Here is a 14,316-nt window from a genome sequence, read left to right as displayed (position 1 = left end):
CGGACTAGTCCGGTCAGGTCACCCCGAACCATCCGAACGGACAGTGCAGTTGCGTTGAACCGTCCGGCCGGGTGATGCGTCATGGGAGGAGAAGAGCAGCTGCCGCGAAATCCCTGCGGAGAGGCGCCCGTAGGGCAACACTGGGACCGGACCGACTTGATACGGGGGCGGCCATGAACACATCGTCCAGCCGCAGGACACTCGAATCGACGCAGCGAAAGAACCCATCCATGTGCCAGCACCAGCCACTCTGCCCGACCTCCGACTCCAACGACCGGGAAGCCGCACGCCTGATGGCCCACCACCCGGAACAGGGCTGGAGCCTCCTGTGCAACGGCGTCCTGCTCTTCGAGGACACCGGCGAGCTGCTCCCGGACGGGCAGATCATCGCCCCTCACCGCCCGCTGAAGAGCGGTCAGGTGATGAAGGCCGCCTGACCGCGGCGGACGGAACACGGGGGCCGGCCCGGAGGACTCTCCGCACCGGCCCCGACGCGTGTCCGCGTGCCTACTGGTCGTACGCGTCCAGCGGCGGGCAGGAGCAGACCAGGTTGCGGTCGCCGAAGGCCCCGTCGATGCGGCGCACCGGCGGCCAGTACTTGTCCGAGGGCGAGACGCCGGCCGGGAAGACCGCCTCCTCACGGGTGTAGGCGTGGTCCCATTCGCCACCGAGCGCCGCGGCCGTGTGCGGGGCGTTGCGCAGCGGGTTGTCGTCCGGTCCCCACTCGCCGGAGGCCACCTTGTCGATCTCGCCTCGAATGGCGATCATCGTGTCGCAGAACCGGTCGAGCTCGGCGAGGTCCTCGCTCTCCGTCGGCTCGATCATCAGCGTCCCGGCCACCGGGAACGACATGGTCGGCGAGTGGAACCCGTAGTCGATCAGCCGCTTCGCGATGTCGTCGATGCTGACGCCCGTCGCCTTGGAGATGGGCCGCAGGTCCACGATGCACTCGTGCGCGACCAGACCGGCCGGGCCGTTGTACAGGATCGGGAAGTGCGGTTCGAGGCGCTTGGCGACGTAGTTGGCCGCGAGTACGGCGACCTGCGTCGCGCGCTTCAGGCCCTCCCCACCCATCAGGCGTACGTAGGCCCACGAGATCGGCAGGATGCCTGCCGAGCCCCACGGGGCGGCCGAGATCGGGCCGACGCCGGTCTCCGGACCCGCCGCGGGCTGGAGGGGGTGGTTGGGGAGGTACGGCGCCAGGTGGGCACGCACTCCGACCGGGCCGACGCCGGGACCGCCGCCACCGTGCGGGATGCAGAACGTCTTGTGCAGGTTCAGGTGGGAGACGTCGCCACCGAAATGGCCCGGCTTGGCGAGACCGACCAGGGCGTTGAGGTTGGCACCGTCCACGTACACCTGGCCACCGGCCTCGTGCACCTCACCGCAGATGTCGGCGACGTGCTCCTCGAAGACACCGTGGGTGGAGGGGTAGGTGATCATGAGGACGGCGAGCTCGTCGCGGTGGGTCGCGATCTTCGCCCGGAGATCCTCTATGTCGACCTCACCGTCGTCCGCGGTCTTCACCACGACGACCTTCATGCCGGCCATCACGGCGCTCGCGGCGTTGGTGCCGTGCGCGGAGGACGGGATCAGGCAGACGGTGCGTCCGTGCTCGCCGTTGGCCCGGTGGTACGCGCGCACGGCCAGCAGTCCGGCGAATTCGCCCTGCGAGCCCGCGTTGGGCTGGATGGAGACGGCGTCGTAACCGGTGACCTCGGCAAGACGCTCCTCCAGCTCACGGATGAGGGTGAGGAAGCCCTGTGCCTGCTCGGCCGGCGCGAAGGGGTGCAGGGCGCCGAATTCGGGCCAGGTGATCGATTCCATCTCCGCGGTGGCGTTGAGCTTCATGGTGCAGGAGCCGAGCGGGATCATGCCGCGGTCCAGCGCGTAGTCACGGTCGGCGAGCTTGCGCAGGTAGCGCAGCATGGCCGTCTCGGAACGGTGCTGGTGGAAGACCGGGTGGGTGAGGACGGCGTCGGTGCGCAGCAGTCCTTCGGGCAGCACGTCTGCGGCCTCGGCGTCCAGCGCCTCGATGTCGCCGCCGGCCCCGAAGGCGGCCCAGACCGCCGCGACCTGGCTGCGCGTGGTGGTCTCGTCACAGGCCACGGAGACCTGGTCGGCGTCGACGAGGCGCAGGTTCACCCCGCGCTCGCGCGCGTCGGCGACCACCTCGGCGGCCTTGCCCGGCACACGGACGGTGAGGGTGTCGAAGTATGCGCCGTGCACGACCTCGGTGCCGGAGGCTCGCAGCCCCTCGGCGAGGATGGCTGCGAACCGGTGGGTACGCCCGGCGATCGTCCGCAGCCCGTCGGGGCCGTGGTAGACGGCGTACATGCCGGCCATGACGGCGAGCAGCACCTGGGCGGTGCAGATGTTGCTGGTGGCCTTCTCGCGCCGGATGTGCTGCTCGCGGGTCTGCAGCGCCAGGCGGTAGGCCTTGTTGCCGTCGGCGTCGACGGAGACACCGACGAGGCGGCCGGGCAGACTGCGGGCGAACTTCTCGCGTACGGCCATGAAGCCGGCGTGCGGTCCGCCGAAGCCCATCGGGACACCGAAGCGCTGGGTGGTGCCGACGGCGATGTCCGCGCCCAGCTCGCCGGGCGAGGTGAGCAGCGTCAGGGCCAGCAGGTCGGCAGCGACGGAGACGATCGCGCCCAGCTCGTGAGCCTGCTCGATGACGGGCTTCAGGTCGCGTACGGCGCCGGAGGCGCCCGGGTACTGGAGCAGCACCCCGAAGACGCCGCGCTCCGCGACCTCCGCCGGGATTCCGTCGGTGAGGTCGGCGACGACCACCTCGACACCGGTCGGCTCCGCGCGGGTCTCGATCACCGCGATGGTCTGCGGCAGGGTGTCGGCGTCGACCAGGAAGACACCGTCCTTCACCTTGCCCACGCGTCGCGCCAGCGCCATGGCCTCGGCGGCGGCCGTGCCCTCGTCGAGGAGCGACGCACCCGAGGTGGGCAGTCCGGTGAGGTCGGCGACCATCGTCTGGAAGTTCAGGAGGGCCTCGAGCCGCCCCTGGGAGATCTCCGGCTGGTACGGCGTGTAGGCCGTGTACCAGGCGGGGTTCTCCATGACGTTGCGCAGGATCACCGGCGGGGTGAACGTGCCGTAGTAGCCCAGGCCGATCATCGGTGCGAGCACCTGGTTGCGGTCGGCGAGGCTCCGCAGCTCGGCCAGGACCTCGGCCTCGGTGCGGGCCGAGGGGAGGTCCAGCGCCTCGGCACTCCTGATCACGTCGGGCACCGCGGCTGCGGTGAGCTCGTCGAGGGAGCCGTAGCCGACCTGGGCGAGCATCTTCGCCTGCGCCCCGGCATCGGGCCCGATGTGGCGCTGCTCGAACGGAATGCCCTGCTCCAGCTGGGAGAGCGGAGTGCGACGGGGGGTCATGATGGAGGCCTCCTGGTCTGCCACGACCTGCGAGGGGCGCCACGGCGTGGCTGCCCTAACGGCCTCCCCATCTGTCATCTCGACCTGAGAGCTTCACCGGCACGCCCTGAGGCATACCGGCTTTCACCGTCGGTGAGGGCGACACCCGTGGCGGCACGTGCCGTACGGATCCCGACCTGCTTTCCAGAGTGACCTCGTCCGTGCGGTACGGGGGCCTGAGAGATTCCGGGGAGGAGTTGCTCCTTCGGCGCCCCCGGATCGCTCCGGAGGACTCTCCCGCACAGGGTCAGCAGCCGTGTTCCAGCCTACCAGCGGGGTCGGCGCGGGCCGTCTCGAGTGGCCGACCGTCCGGATCTGGCCTTTCGTAGAGCCTGTGGAGCAGTCGCGACCACCTGATGCAGTTGTGACCAGTGGGAGGCACCGTGCAGACCGACATCGATCCGCGCAGCCTGATCGGCCGTAAGGCCTTCGACCGTCAAGGTGCCAAGATCGGGACGGTGGACGAGGTCTATCTCGACGATGCCACCGGGGTGCCCGAGTGGGCCGCCGTGCGCACCGGTCTCTTCACCAGGGACGCGTTCGTCCCGCTGGAGCCGAGCGAATTCGTCGACGGGGCGCTTCAGATCCCCTTCGAACGGGCCCTGATCAAGGACGCGCCCGACTTCGGCGTGGGCCGCCACCTCTCTCCCGAACAGGAACTGCAGCTGTACCGGCATTACGGACTGGACTCCTCCCCCTCCGCCGGGACCGCGCCCGACAGGGACTTCGGCAAGCTGGCCGGCCACGAGGAGTAGTCCGCCGGATCCCGCACGAGGGGAAGCGGTTCTGCGGGACGCAGCTGCGGATCGTCGATGCGGAACGTGCGCACCCGGCCGGGCGCCGTCCACGGCTCCTCGAAGCGCACCGTGACCCGGCCGACGCCACTGCCCTGGACCCAGCCGTGTCCGTGCACCTCGTGCCGTACGTCGTGTCCCGCCGGCCAGCGCCGCGACGCCGGCTGCTCCCCGCCCTCCCTGACGGTCGCCGCGGCGCCCCCCTCCATGGCGCCGTCCTGCCGGTCCGGGGCATCGGCGGCGGACTCCTCGGCGGCGTGCTCGGCCTCGGCGGCCTGCGCGAACAGGTCCTCCTGCGTGAAGTCCGCCAGCCCGGTGACGCCGACTCCGAGCAGCCTGACTCCGCCGGTCGTGTCCACGGCCTCCAGAAGCCGCTGGGCGGCCTCCCGGACCACCGTGGGGTCGTCGGTGGGGCCGCGCAGGGTCTCCGACCTGGTGAGCGTAGAGAAGTCGTAGCGGCGCACCTTGAGCACCACGGTCCGTCCGGACCGTCCCGCCTCCCGCAGCCGCCGCACGCACCGGCCCGCCAGCCGCTCCACCTCCGCCCTGACCCGCACGCGGTCGTGCAGGTCCACGTCGAAGGTGTCCTCGACCGACACGGACTTGGCGTCCCTCTCGGCGACGACGGGGCGGTCGTCGTAGCCCCGCGCCATGCGGTGGAGCGCGACACCGTGTGCCTTGCCCAGCAGGCGCACGAGCTCCGCCTCGCCCGCCTCGTCCAGGTGGCTGACGAGGGTCATGCCGGCGCGTCGCAGGTGGTCGCCGGTGGCGGGCCCCACACCCGGGAGGATCCGTACCGGCATCGGCGCCAGGAGCTCGCGCTCGGTTCCGGGCTCGATCAGCAGCAGCCCGTCCGGCTTCGCCTCCTCGGAGGCGATCTTGGCCAGCATCTTGGAACCGGCCAGGCCGACCGAACCACTGAGTCCCGTGACAGCCCTGATCACCGTGCGCAGCTGCTCACCGACCACGCGGGCGGACGCCGAGTCGTCGGCGACCCCGCCGGCCTCCAGATCCACGAAGGCCTCGTCCAGGCTCAGCGGCTCGACGAGCGGTGACAGCCGCCCGAGGAGCTCCATCACCTGGTCGCTCACCGTCCGGTAGAGCGCGAAGCGCGGGACCAGGTACGCGGCGTTGGGCGCGAGCCGCCGCGCCTGTGCCGTCGGCATCGCCGAGTGCACTCCCAGCTTCCGCGCCTCGTACGACGCGGTGGCGACGACGCCGCGCGTCCCGATGCCGCCCACCACCACGGGTCGGCCCCGCAGGCTGGGCTTCGCCGCCTGCTCCGCAGAGGCGTAGAAGGCATCCATGTCCAGATGCAGAATGGTGGGCGCGGCTCTCACACGGACCGATGCTGCCCTATGCCACTGACAACCGCCCCACCCGGCGCACGCGCCGTGCCGCCCTGCCCCGGTGACTCAGCCAGCGCGATTGCGCCGCCGTGCCAGCTCGTCGGCCGGGTTGGGGCCGATCAGCGTCTCCCCCGTGTCGACACGCTCTCCATGGAGCTGGGACAGCGCCGCGTCGACATCGCGCCAGACGACCCCGACCGCGATACCGAAGACGCCCTGGCCGCCCTGGAGCAGATTCACGACCTCGTCCGGCGAGGAGCACTCGTAGACCGTCGCCCCGTCACTCATCAGGGTCATCCGATCCAGATCCGTGAAACCGCGGGCTCTGAGGTGCTGCACGGTGGTGCGGATGTTCTGAAGAGCGACCCCCGTATCCAGGAACCGCTTGACGATCTTGAGCAGAACCACGTCCCGGAAGCTGTAGAGACGTTGAGTCCCCGACCCGTACGCGGGACGTACGCTCGGCTCCACGAGCCCCGTACGCGCCCAGTAGTCGAGCTGTCGGTAGGTGATCCCGGCCGCCGCGCACGCTGTCGGCCCCCGGTAGCCGATATCCCCTGCCGCTGCCACACCGTCCCCCGCCACCACCGCCGGCTGAACCGGCTGTCTGATGGAGTGGTCGGCCGCACTGCCGTGCTGCCGGTACGACCCACCCGCAGCCGTACCGTCGCCGCTGATTCTCACGCCGACCTCCGTCCTTGACCTGCCACCTCGAAGGTAGGCAGTCACCAGGGGTGCGTCAACGATCGCCACACTCGGCACGCCGAGTGATAATCACCCTGAGGGTGGTTTCCCGTGACTGAATACCGGGAACGGCTTGTCGGATGCGCTGGCGCAGCCCCCGAAGGACGGTCACTGACTGTTCGTGCCGAAGTCCTCGGGCGAGATCTGGTCGAGGAACTCGCGGAACTTCTCCACCTCGTCCTCCTGCTCGTCCGGGATGGCGATACCGGCGTCGTCCAGCACCCCGTCACTGCCGTAGATCGGCGTACCGGTGCGCAGGGCGAGCGCTATGGCGTCTGACGGCCGCGCGCTCACCTCGACTCCGCTGGCAAAGACCAGCTCCGCGTAGAAGACCCCTTCTCTGAGGTCCGTGATGCGGACCTCCGTGAGCTCCTGGCCGACGGCCTCGAGCACATCCTTGAAGAGATCATGGGTCAGCGGCCTGGCCGGAGCCATGCCCTGCTGGGCGAAGGCGATCGCGGTCGCCTCACCAGGACCGATCCAAATAGGGAGGTACCGGTCGCCTCCCACTTCACGCAGGAGCACGATCGGTTGGTTGGAGGGCATTTCCACCCGGACACCCACAACGTCGAGCTCGTTCACACAGCAACCCTAGGACGTGCCCGCCATGTTTGGATAGTCGGGCTCCTCCGCCGTCAGTGGAAACTGACCTTCAGCGCCGTCTGGACGAGTGCGGCGTGGAGCCGGACGGACAGCTCGGCGAGCTCCTTCGCGGTCGCCTCCGCATGTGCCCTGGTCTGCGGATTCCGGTGCCGGCGCAAGGGTGCGACCACCTGCTCGACCAGACCCGCCTCACGCTCCGCCGCTGCCTTGACCGCACGCAGATGCCGCGGCTCGAGGCCGAATCGGCCCAGGTCCGCCACGAGCCGCGCGACGGTCACCGCCTCGGCGTCGTAGCTCCCCCCGGCGGCGGGCACGATCAGCCCGTAGGACTCCCACTCGTCGAGCTGCTCCTCGGTGGCCTCGGCGGCGGCGAGGAGCTCGGAGCGCCCGATACGCGCCGCCGTGGCCGCACCCAGCTCCTGGTCCCAGCCGGGGTCGGCCTGCCCGCCGGCAGACGGCAGTGCCGCCTGCTCGCCGCGCGCGAGCGCTTCGAGGTGCTCACGGATGACCTTGAGCGGCAGGTAGTGGTCCCGCTGCATGCGGAGCACCTGGGCCAGCCGCTCGACGTCGGCGGTGCTGAACTTCCGGTAGCCCGAGGGCGTCCGCTGGGGCTCGATGAGCCCCTCCGCCTCCAGGAAGCGGATCTTGGAGATCGTGACTTCGGGAAATTCGTCGCGCAGCTGCAGCAGCACCGTACCGATGCTCATCGCGCGCTCGCCCGCGGCGGCGGTGCCGTGGCCGGCACCGCCTGTCGGTGTTCGCAGCATGGACCTTCCTGGGGGTCCCCCGGACGAGTCCGGGGAAGGGTCACACGCCCCGCTGGCTCGCGTAGAAGACCAGTCGGTACTTCCCGATCTGGACTTCGTCGCCGTTGGTCAGCGCGACGGAATCGATGCGCTCGCGGTTGACGTAGGTACCGTTGAGGCTGCCGACGTCACCCACGGTGAAACTACCGTCCGGGCTCCTGCGGAACTCCACATGACGCCGCGACACGGTCACGTCGTCGAGGAAGATGTCGCTCTGCGGGTGACGGCCGGCCGTCGTCAGGTCGCCGTCCAGCAGGAAGCGGCTGCCGGAGTTCGGGCCGCGGCGGACCACCAGCAGTGCGGACCCCGCCGGAAGGGCGTCGACCGCGGCCTGCGCTTCCGGGGAGAGCGAGGGGACGACCGTCTGGCCGGTCACCTCGGCCTCGTATGCCTCGATGCCGGAGATCGAGATGGTCGAGGTCGTCTCCGCGGCCCGCTCGGGCACTCCGCCCCTGAGCGGCGCACCGCAGTTGGAGCAGAAACGACTGGCCTCGGCATTCTGATGCCCGCACCTCGTACAAACCGGCATGGACGAGCCCTCCGGAGCGGGGGCGAACCCTCCACCCGTACTCGAGGTTGATGGTTCCCCGAAACCTATGCGGCCTGCACCTCCAGGGTCAACGGACGACGCGCCGGTGCCACCGGCGGGTCCCTGCACCTCGTCGCGGAAGAGCGGGCGCTCCGAGCCCTGCTCCTCGGCGCCCTGGCCCTGACGCGGAGCGCGGTGGCGGGCAGCGCTGTTGCTGTCCTCGCGGGCGCTCTTTCCGAACAACTTCGCAAACAACTTCACGGGCGTTTCCCCTTGACCGAAATAGACCCGCCCGTGGGGCAGGACGAACCCTGAATGAACACACCTGCCGACCCGGACATCTTCACAACGTCCGTATCCACCCGACAGTTTCCACCACGCGTCACCGATCCGTTGCGCCGACCCCCCGCAACCCGGTGCCCGTGTCCTCCGAGCCCCGCACACCGCCGTCTCACCGGGACGACGACCGAGCGTAATCAGGCTGTTCCGCCGGCCGCAAGGCGTCCACGACGATGTCGTCGGCACGCGTCACCTCCGCTGTGGCCTGCTCCTTCTCGAGCGTCTGCACCACACCGCCGGGGATGTTCAGAGCCGGTTCCAGGTCCTGCGGCTTCCCGATGACCTTGAACTCGTAAGGAGCCTCGATCCTCCGGCCGTCCACCCTCAGTTCTCCCCCGTCTCCGGAGAAGTACGTGTTGGCCACCACGCGCACGCCGTCGACCTCGATCGCCTCCGCACCCGCGGCGCGCAGCTCCTGGATGGTGTCGAGGAGCATGTCGGCCTCGACCGCGCCGCCCGGGTCACTGATGGTCAGCGTGATGCCCGGACCGTGCGCCGCCACGGTTCCTGCCAGGATACCGAGCTGCCGCTCTTTCTCGAGCGTCTGCTTACGCGCCTCCTCCGCCTGGTCGGAGCTGTTCTCCAGCTCCGTGCGCTGGTCGTCGAGGCGCTGCTTCTCGTCCTCGAGACGCTCGGTGCGGTTGTCGAGCTCGTCGAGGATGCGGACCAGGTCCTCCTGACGGGCACCGCGCAGGGCACTGTTGTCGCTGTTGGACCTGACCTGGATGGCCAGCCCCAGGCCGAGGACGAACAGCAGCAGGGCCACGATGAGTTGGGCCCTGCTCACCCTCGGAGGCCAGAGGCCCGCGCGCAGCCGCTGACGGCCGGAGACCTCCTCGGCCCGGTCAGGAGGGGAGGGCGCCGGTGCGGGTGCTTCGGCGGGAAGCGCGCCTGAGGGCTCCCCGTGGCCGGGGCCCTGTCGGCCGGTCGGGTTCTGTCCGTTGTTCATCGGCCTCACGCCCGGAAGACGTGGCGTCGGATGGCCGCGGCGTTGGAGAAGATGCGGATGCCCAGGACGACCACCACACCGGTGGAGAGCTGGGCGCCGACGCCCAGCTTGTCGCCGAGGAAGACGATGAGCGCGGCCACCACGACGTTCGACAGGAACGACACGACGAAGACCTTGTCCACGAAGATCCCGTCGAGCATGGCCCGGAGCCCACCGAAGACGGCGTCGAGCGCGGCCACCACGGCGATCGGCAGGTAGGGCTCGACCACCGCCGGCACTTCGGGCCGGACCAACAGTCCGACCACGACTCCCACGACGAGGCCCAGTACGGCGATCACGATGTGCCCTTCCCTGTGTCTGCCGCACCACTGCCCGTGTCTGCGGCCTGAGGCTCTGCTGTACGTACGATCAGGCTGGGCGCGGCCGGAAGGCGCACCTCCTCCTGCTCGGAGATGCTGGTGCGGATGTCGAAGCTCTCGTGCAGCGCCTGCAGGTACTGGCCGTCCGCACTGTCCTTGAACGCCGTGGCGAGCTTCTTCCCGTCCCCCACCGCGAGCACCGTGTACGGCGGCACGAGCGGCCTGTTGTCGACCAGTATGGCGTCGCCCGCCGCGCGGATCGCGGAGAGGGCCGTGAGCCGCTGCCCGTTGATGGCCACCGCCTCGGCGCCGGACTGCCACAGCCCGTTGACCACGCGCTGCATGTCCCGGTCGCGCACCCGGCCGGTGTCGGCGAAGCCGGTGGACTCACGCGGCCCGCCGCCGCCCTGGTCGGTGTCCTCGGCGTCGTCCACCACCAGCTTGATCCCGGGGCCTTCGACGGGGGTCGCACCGGACAGGAGCGCCACCAGACCGCCCTGGTCCCCGCCGTGTTCCTCGAGGGCCTTGCGCTGCCGCTCACCGACGTCCTTGCGCAGCTCGTCGACCTCCGCCTGGAGCGTGTCCGCCGTCGAGGTCTCGGCGTTCACACGGTCGATGAGCTCCTCGCGTTCCTTGGCGACTACCGGTGCCGCCACCTGCGCCTCGGCGGCACCGAGCGTCACGACGAGCGCGGCGAGCACCAGGCCTGCGGCGAGACCCAGCTTCGCCTTCAGGGTGCGCGGCATCCCGTCGCTGCCCTCGGACCGGCGACGCGCCGAGGCCTCGGCGTATCCCTCGTCGAGGCTGTGTTCCATCACCGTGGTCAGCAGCGACATGGACGCGTCGGGGCGAGGACGCGGCGGGGCGCTACTCCGATCGGGGGGCGGCTGCGACATGCCGCACATCGTCGCACGTCATGCCTGCTGCCGCCGAATGGGCCCACCGGCGTCCCGGAAGCCGTGCCGGGCGGCTTCCGGGACGCCGGTCACGTGGCTCAGTCGCCGGCGCTGTCCACGATCGCCGCCCACTCGTCGAGCAGCGCCTGTGCCGAGGCGTCGTCCGGGCCCTCCGCCCACAGGTGGGTGACCGCCTCCGCCCGGTCGGGCAGCACCATCACCCAGCGGCCGTCGGTCTCGACGACGCGGACTCCGTCCGTGGTGTCCACGCTGCGGTCCCCCGCCGCTTCCACGACCCGGCGCATGACGAGCCCCTTGACCGCCCACGGCGTGGCGAGGTCGCGGCGCAGCACATGGGCTCGCGGGATACGTGCGTCGATCTGGCTGAGGGTGAGCTGTGTCCGGGCCACGAGGCCGATGAGCCTGACGAAGGCCGCCGCGCCGTCGAAGACGCTGCTGAATTCGGGAATGATGAATCCGCCGCGACCGTCGCCGCCGAAGATGGTGGCGTCCTCGCGCCCCACCCGCGTCAGGTCGTCGGGGGACGTGGTCGTCCACTCCACCTGCGTCCCGTGGTAGGCCGCGACCTGTTCGGCGACACGGGTGGTCGTCACCGGCAGGGCTACCCGTCCGCTCCTCCGCTCGGCCGCGACGAGGTCGAGCATGACCAGCAGTGCCCGGTCGTCCTCGATGATCCGGCCCCGCTCGTCCACGAGCGAGAGGCGTTCGCCGACGGGGTCGAACCGCACCCCGAAGGCCGCCCGGGCCGAGGACACGATCTCTCCGAGGCGCACCAGCCCGGCCCGCCGCGACTCGGCGGACTCGGTGGGGCGGGATTCGTCGAGACCGGGGTTGATCGTCAGCGCGTCCACGCCCAGACGCCCGAGCAGGCTCGGCAGGACGAGCCCTGCGCTGCCGTTGGAGGCGTCCACGACCACCTTGAGGCCCGCGTCGGCGATGCCACTCGTGTCGACGTTGCGAAGCAGGGAGCCGGTGTAGGAGTCGAAGACGCTCGACGGGAAGTGGAGGTCGCCGATCTCACCGGGGAAGGCCCGGCGGAATTCCTGACGGGCGTAGACGCGGTCCAGCTTCTTCTGGCGTGCCTGGGAGAGATCGGCTCCCCGCTCGTCGAAGAACATGATGTCGACCGAGTCCGGCACCCCTGGAGACGTACGGATCATGATTCCGCCGGCGCTGCCCCGTGCGGTCTGCTGACGGGCTACCGGCAGCGGCACGTTCTCCAGGTCGCGGACATCGATGGCGCTGGCCTGGAGAGCCGAGATGACCGCTCTCTTCAGCGCGCGCGCACCACGCGAGTGGTCACGGGCGGTCGTGACCGTCGCACCCTTCTTCAGGGTCGTGGCGTAGGCGCCGGCGAGCCGGACGGCGAGCTCCGGAGTGATCTCCACGTTCAGGATCCCCGAGACACCACGGGCGCCGAAGAGGTGCGCCTGTCCGCGCGACTCCCAGATGACCGAGGTGTTGACGAAGGCGCCTGCCTCGATGGTCTTGAACGGGTAGACCCGGACGTTGCCCTGAATGATCGATTCTTCACCGACCAGGCATTCGTCGCCGATCACGGCGCCGTCCTCGATGCGCGACGCCCGCATGATGTCGGTGTTCTTGCCGATCACGCAGCCGCGCAGGTTGCTGTGCTCACCGATGTACACGTTGTCGTGCACGACGGCCCGGTGGAGGAAGGCACCGGATTTCACGACGACGTTGGAGCCGACGACGGTGTGCTCACGAATCTCGGCACCGGCTTCGATCTTGGCGTAGTCACCGATGTACAGCGGCCCCCGCAGTACCGCGTCGGGGTGTACGTCGGCGCCTTCCGCGACCCACACACCGGGCGAGATCTCGAAACCGTCGAGCTCGACGTCGACCTTGCGCTCCAGCACGTCGGCCTGGGCCTTCACATAGCTCTCGTGCGTACCGACGTCTTCCCAGTAGCCCTCGGCGATGTAGCCGAAGATCGGCTTGCCGTCCTTCATGAGCTGCGGGAACACATCGCCGGACCAGTCAACCGAGGTATCGGCCTGGACATAGTCGAAGACCTCGGGCTCCATGACGTAGATGCCCGTGTTCACCGTGTCCGAGAAGACCTGGCCCCAGGTCGGCTTCTCCAGGAAGCGCTCCACCTTTCCTTCTTCGTCCACAATCGTGATCCCGAATTCAAGAGGATTCGGGACCCGGGTCAGGCACACCGTGACAAGTGCGCCCTTCTCCTTGTGGAAGGCGATGAGGTCGGTGAGATCGAAGTCGGTGAGAGCATCGCCGGAGATGACCAGGAAGGTGTCGTCCTTCAGGGCCTCTTCGGCGTTCTTGACGCTTCCCGCGGTACCGAGTGGCTTCTCCTCGTTGGCATAACTGAGCTCCATCCCGAGTTCCTCGCCGTCGCCGAAGTAATTCTTGACGAGGGAAGCGAGGAACTGGACGGTAACGACGGTCTCATTGAGCCCATGCCGTTTGAGCAGCCTTAGCACGTGCTCCATGATCGGCCGATTGGCCACGGGCAGGAGCGGCTTGGGCATGCTTGAGGTCATGGGGCGAAGGCGGGTGCCTTCACCGCCTGCCATCACGACGGCCTTCATGTCGGAAACGTCCTCCTCGAAGAGACGACGGTCTGGCCGACTTCACCCGTCGGGGCAGCACCACTGAATCCGGTGCGGGCCGGCGACACTGCACGGCTCCGACAACAACGAGCTAATCGGCTGCTTCATCCGCCTTGACCAGACGGCGGACTTGGACCACGTACAGGATTCCTGCCCACCAATAGAGGGTTGTACCCCATCCAGCGAACGCCCATCCGAAAATGGTGCCCAGCGAAGCAAGCCAACCACTTCCGTCGCTGAGCAGCAACAAGGGGAAGGCGTACATCAGGTTGAAGGTTGCAGCTTTCCCCAGGAAGTTCACCTGGGGCGGCGGATAGCCGTGTCGGCGAAGGATTCCCACCATGACGAGCAGCATCAGCTCACGGGCGAGGAGCGCGGCCGTAAGCCAGAGCGGCAGGATCTCCCGCCAGGTGAGCCCGACGAGGGTCGAGAGAATGTAGAGCCGGTCCGCGGCCGGGTCCAGGAGCCGGCCGAGACTGCTGATCTGGTTCCACCGGCGCGCGAGCTTGCCGTCGAGGTAGTCACTGACACCGCTCAGCATCAGTACCAGCAGGGCCCAGCCATCGCTGTTGGGCCCGCCGAACACGGGGCGAAGAATCAGCCACAGGAAGAGCGGTACGCCGACGAGACGAGCCATGCTGAGGATGTTGGGGATGGTGAGTACTCGGTCCGTCTGAACTCGAGTCTCCTGGACCTCCACCCGGGGGCCTCCATGTGAAGAACGTGCCAATGATGCCCCCTGACCTTACCCTCCGCATCCGAGCACCGGTGCACAGGGGTACGGACGGAGGTACCCGGAACGCAGAAAAGCCCCGTGCCACAAGGGCACGGGGCTTTCCCGGAATAATTGTTCGGCGGCGTCCTACTCTCCCACAGGGTCCCCCCTGCAGTACCATCGGCG

The 14,316-nt window shown here is 69.2% G+C and carries 13 protein-coding genes and 1 riboswitch; of the genes, 2 read left to right on the top strand and 11 right to left on the bottom strand.

The window, feature by feature from the left end; translation table 11 throughout:
* Positions 1–230 precede the first annotated feature (230 nt).
* Complete coding sequence (locus ACFUNE_RS21745) at positions 231–437, top strand: DUF5999 family protein (RefSeq protein WP_383570371.1); 207 nt, start codon at positions 231–233, stop codon at positions 435–437.
* A 70-nt stretch (positions 438–507) separates the two neighbouring features.
* Here the strand turns inward: ACFUNE_RS21745 and gcvP are convergent, their stop codons facing one another.
* Positions 508–3,393, bottom strand: a complete 2,886-nt coding sequence (gcvP, locus tag ACFUNE_RS21740; RefSeq protein ID WP_383570368.1) for an aminomethyl-transferring glycine dehydrogenase — start codon at positions 3,391–3,393, stop codon at positions 508–510.
* Between the two features lie 193 nt (positions 3,394–3,586).
* Positions 3,587–3,682: riboswitch (glycine riboswitch) on the bottom strand.
* Between the two features lie 133 nt (positions 3,683–3,815).
* Here gcvP and ACFUNE_RS21735 point away from each other — a divergent pair.
* Positions 3,816–4,187 carry a PRC-barrel domain-containing protein gene (locus tag ACFUNE_RS21735; RefSeq protein ID WP_383570365.1) on the top strand — a complete coding sequence of 124 codons (372 nt, stop codon included), beginning with the start codon at positions 3,816–3,818 and terminating at the stop codon, positions 4,185–4,187.
* Here ACFUNE_RS21735 and ACFUNE_RS21730 read toward each other — a convergent pair.
* The 10 genes from ACFUNE_RS21730 to ACFUNE_RS21685 form a co-directional block, all read right to left on the bottom strand.
* Positions 4,109–5,566, bottom strand: coding sequence for a DNA polymerase IV (locus ACFUNE_RS21730; RefSeq protein ID WP_383570362.1), 1,458 nt, complete (start codon positions 5,564–5,566; stop codon positions 4,109–4,111). The two genes, ACFUNE_RS21735 and ACFUNE_RS21730, sit on opposite strands and share 79 nt — an antisense overlap.
* A 75-nt stretch (positions 5,567–5,641) precedes the next feature.
* Positions 5,642–6,259 (bottom strand): MerR family transcriptional regulator, encoded by a 618-nt coding sequence (locus ACFUNE_RS21725; RefSeq protein ID WP_383570359.1) that lies wholly within the window; start codon positions 6,257–6,259, stop codon positions 5,642–5,644.
* Between the two features lie 168 nt (positions 6,260–6,427).
* Positions 6,428–6,901, bottom strand: coding sequence for a bifunctional nuclease family protein (locus ACFUNE_RS21720; protein WP_006123076.1), 474 nt, complete (start codon positions 6,899–6,901; stop codon positions 6,428–6,430).
* A gap of 53 nt (positions 6,902–6,954) precedes the next feature.
* Positions 6,955–7,689, bottom strand: coding sequence for a MerR family transcriptional regulator (locus ACFUNE_RS21715; protein ID WP_383570356.1), 735 nt, complete (start codon positions 7,687–7,689; stop codon positions 6,955–6,957).
* A gap of 40 nt (positions 7,690–7,729) precedes the next feature.
* Positions 7,730–8,518 (bottom strand): FHA domain-containing protein, encoded by a 789-nt coding sequence (locus ACFUNE_RS21710; protein ID WP_383570353.1) that lies wholly within the window; start codon positions 8,516–8,518, stop codon positions 7,730–7,732.
* Positions 8,519–8,708: 190 nt separating this feature from the next.
* Positions 8,709–9,545 carry a DUF881 domain-containing protein gene (locus ACFUNE_RS21705; RefSeq protein WP_383570350.1) on the bottom strand — a complete coding sequence of 279 codons (837 nt, stop codon included), beginning with the start codon at positions 9,543–9,545 and terminating at the stop codon, positions 8,709–8,711.
* 5 nt (positions 9,546–9,550) lie between these two features.
* Complete coding sequence (locus ACFUNE_RS21700) at positions 9,551–9,883, bottom strand: small basic family protein (RefSeq protein WP_003970459.1); 333 nt, start codon at positions 9,881–9,883, stop codon at positions 9,551–9,553.
* The gene (locus tag ACFUNE_RS21695) at positions 9,880–10,800 is read right to left on the bottom strand and encodes a DUF881 domain-containing protein (protein WP_383570347.1); all 921 of its coding nucleotides are present in this window, start codon (positions 10,798–10,800) and stop codon (positions 9,880–9,882) included. Before ACFUNE_RS21695 ends, ACFUNE_RS21700 begins: the two co-directional genes overlap by 4 nt.
* 98 nt (positions 10,801–10,898) lie before the next feature.
* Positions 10,899–13,394: a sugar phosphate nucleotidyltransferase gene (locus ACFUNE_RS21690; RefSeq protein WP_383570344.1), complete on the bottom strand. Its 2,496-nt coding sequence runs from the start codon at positions 13,392–13,394 to the stop codon at positions 10,899–10,901.
* 112 nt (positions 13,395–13,506) lie between these two features.
* The gene (locus tag ACFUNE_RS21685) at positions 13,507–14,115 is read right to left on the bottom strand and encodes a CDP-alcohol phosphatidyltransferase family protein (protein ID WP_383570341.1); all 609 of its coding nucleotides are present in this window, start codon (positions 14,113–14,115) and stop codon (positions 13,507–13,509) included.
* Positions 14,116–14,316 lie beyond the last annotated feature (201 nt).

Origin of the sequence: Streptomyces sp. NPDC057287, from assembly GCF_042667905.1 — a bacterium.
Taxonomy (GTDB): Bacteria; Actinomycetota; Actinomycetes; order Streptomycetales; family Streptomycetaceae; genus Streptomyces.
The sequence above is the reverse complement of the archived record's forward strand: the minus strand, read 5'-3'. Positions and strand labels throughout refer to the sequence as shown.

Excerpts from the sequence above, each read along its gene's own strand:
- ACFUNE_RS21715 (WP_383570356.1), bottom strand. The coding sequence starts at position 7,689 with ATGCTGCGAACACCGACAGGCGGTGCCGGCCACGGCACCGCCGCCGCG.
- ACFUNE_RS21705 (WP_383570350.1), bottom strand. The coding sequence starts at position 9,545 with ATGAACAACGGACAGAACCCGACCGGCCGACAGGGCCCCGGCCACGGG.
- gcvP (WP_383570368.1), bottom strand. The coding sequence starts at position 3,393 with ATGACCCCCCGTCGCACTCCGCTCTCCCAGCTGGAGCAGGGCATTCCG.
- ACFUNE_RS21690 (WP_383570344.1), bottom strand. The coding sequence starts at position 13,394 with ATGAAGGCCGTCGTGATGGCAGGCGGTGAAGGCACCCGCCTTCGCCCC.
- ACFUNE_RS21695 (WP_383570347.1), bottom strand. The coding sequence starts at position 10,800 with ATGTCGCAGCCGCCCCCCGATCGGAGTAGCGCCCCGCCGCGTCCTCGC.
- ACFUNE_RS21745 (WP_383570371.1), top strand. The coding sequence starts at position 231 with ATGTGCCAGCACCAGCCACTCTGCCCGACCTCCGACTCCAACGACCGG.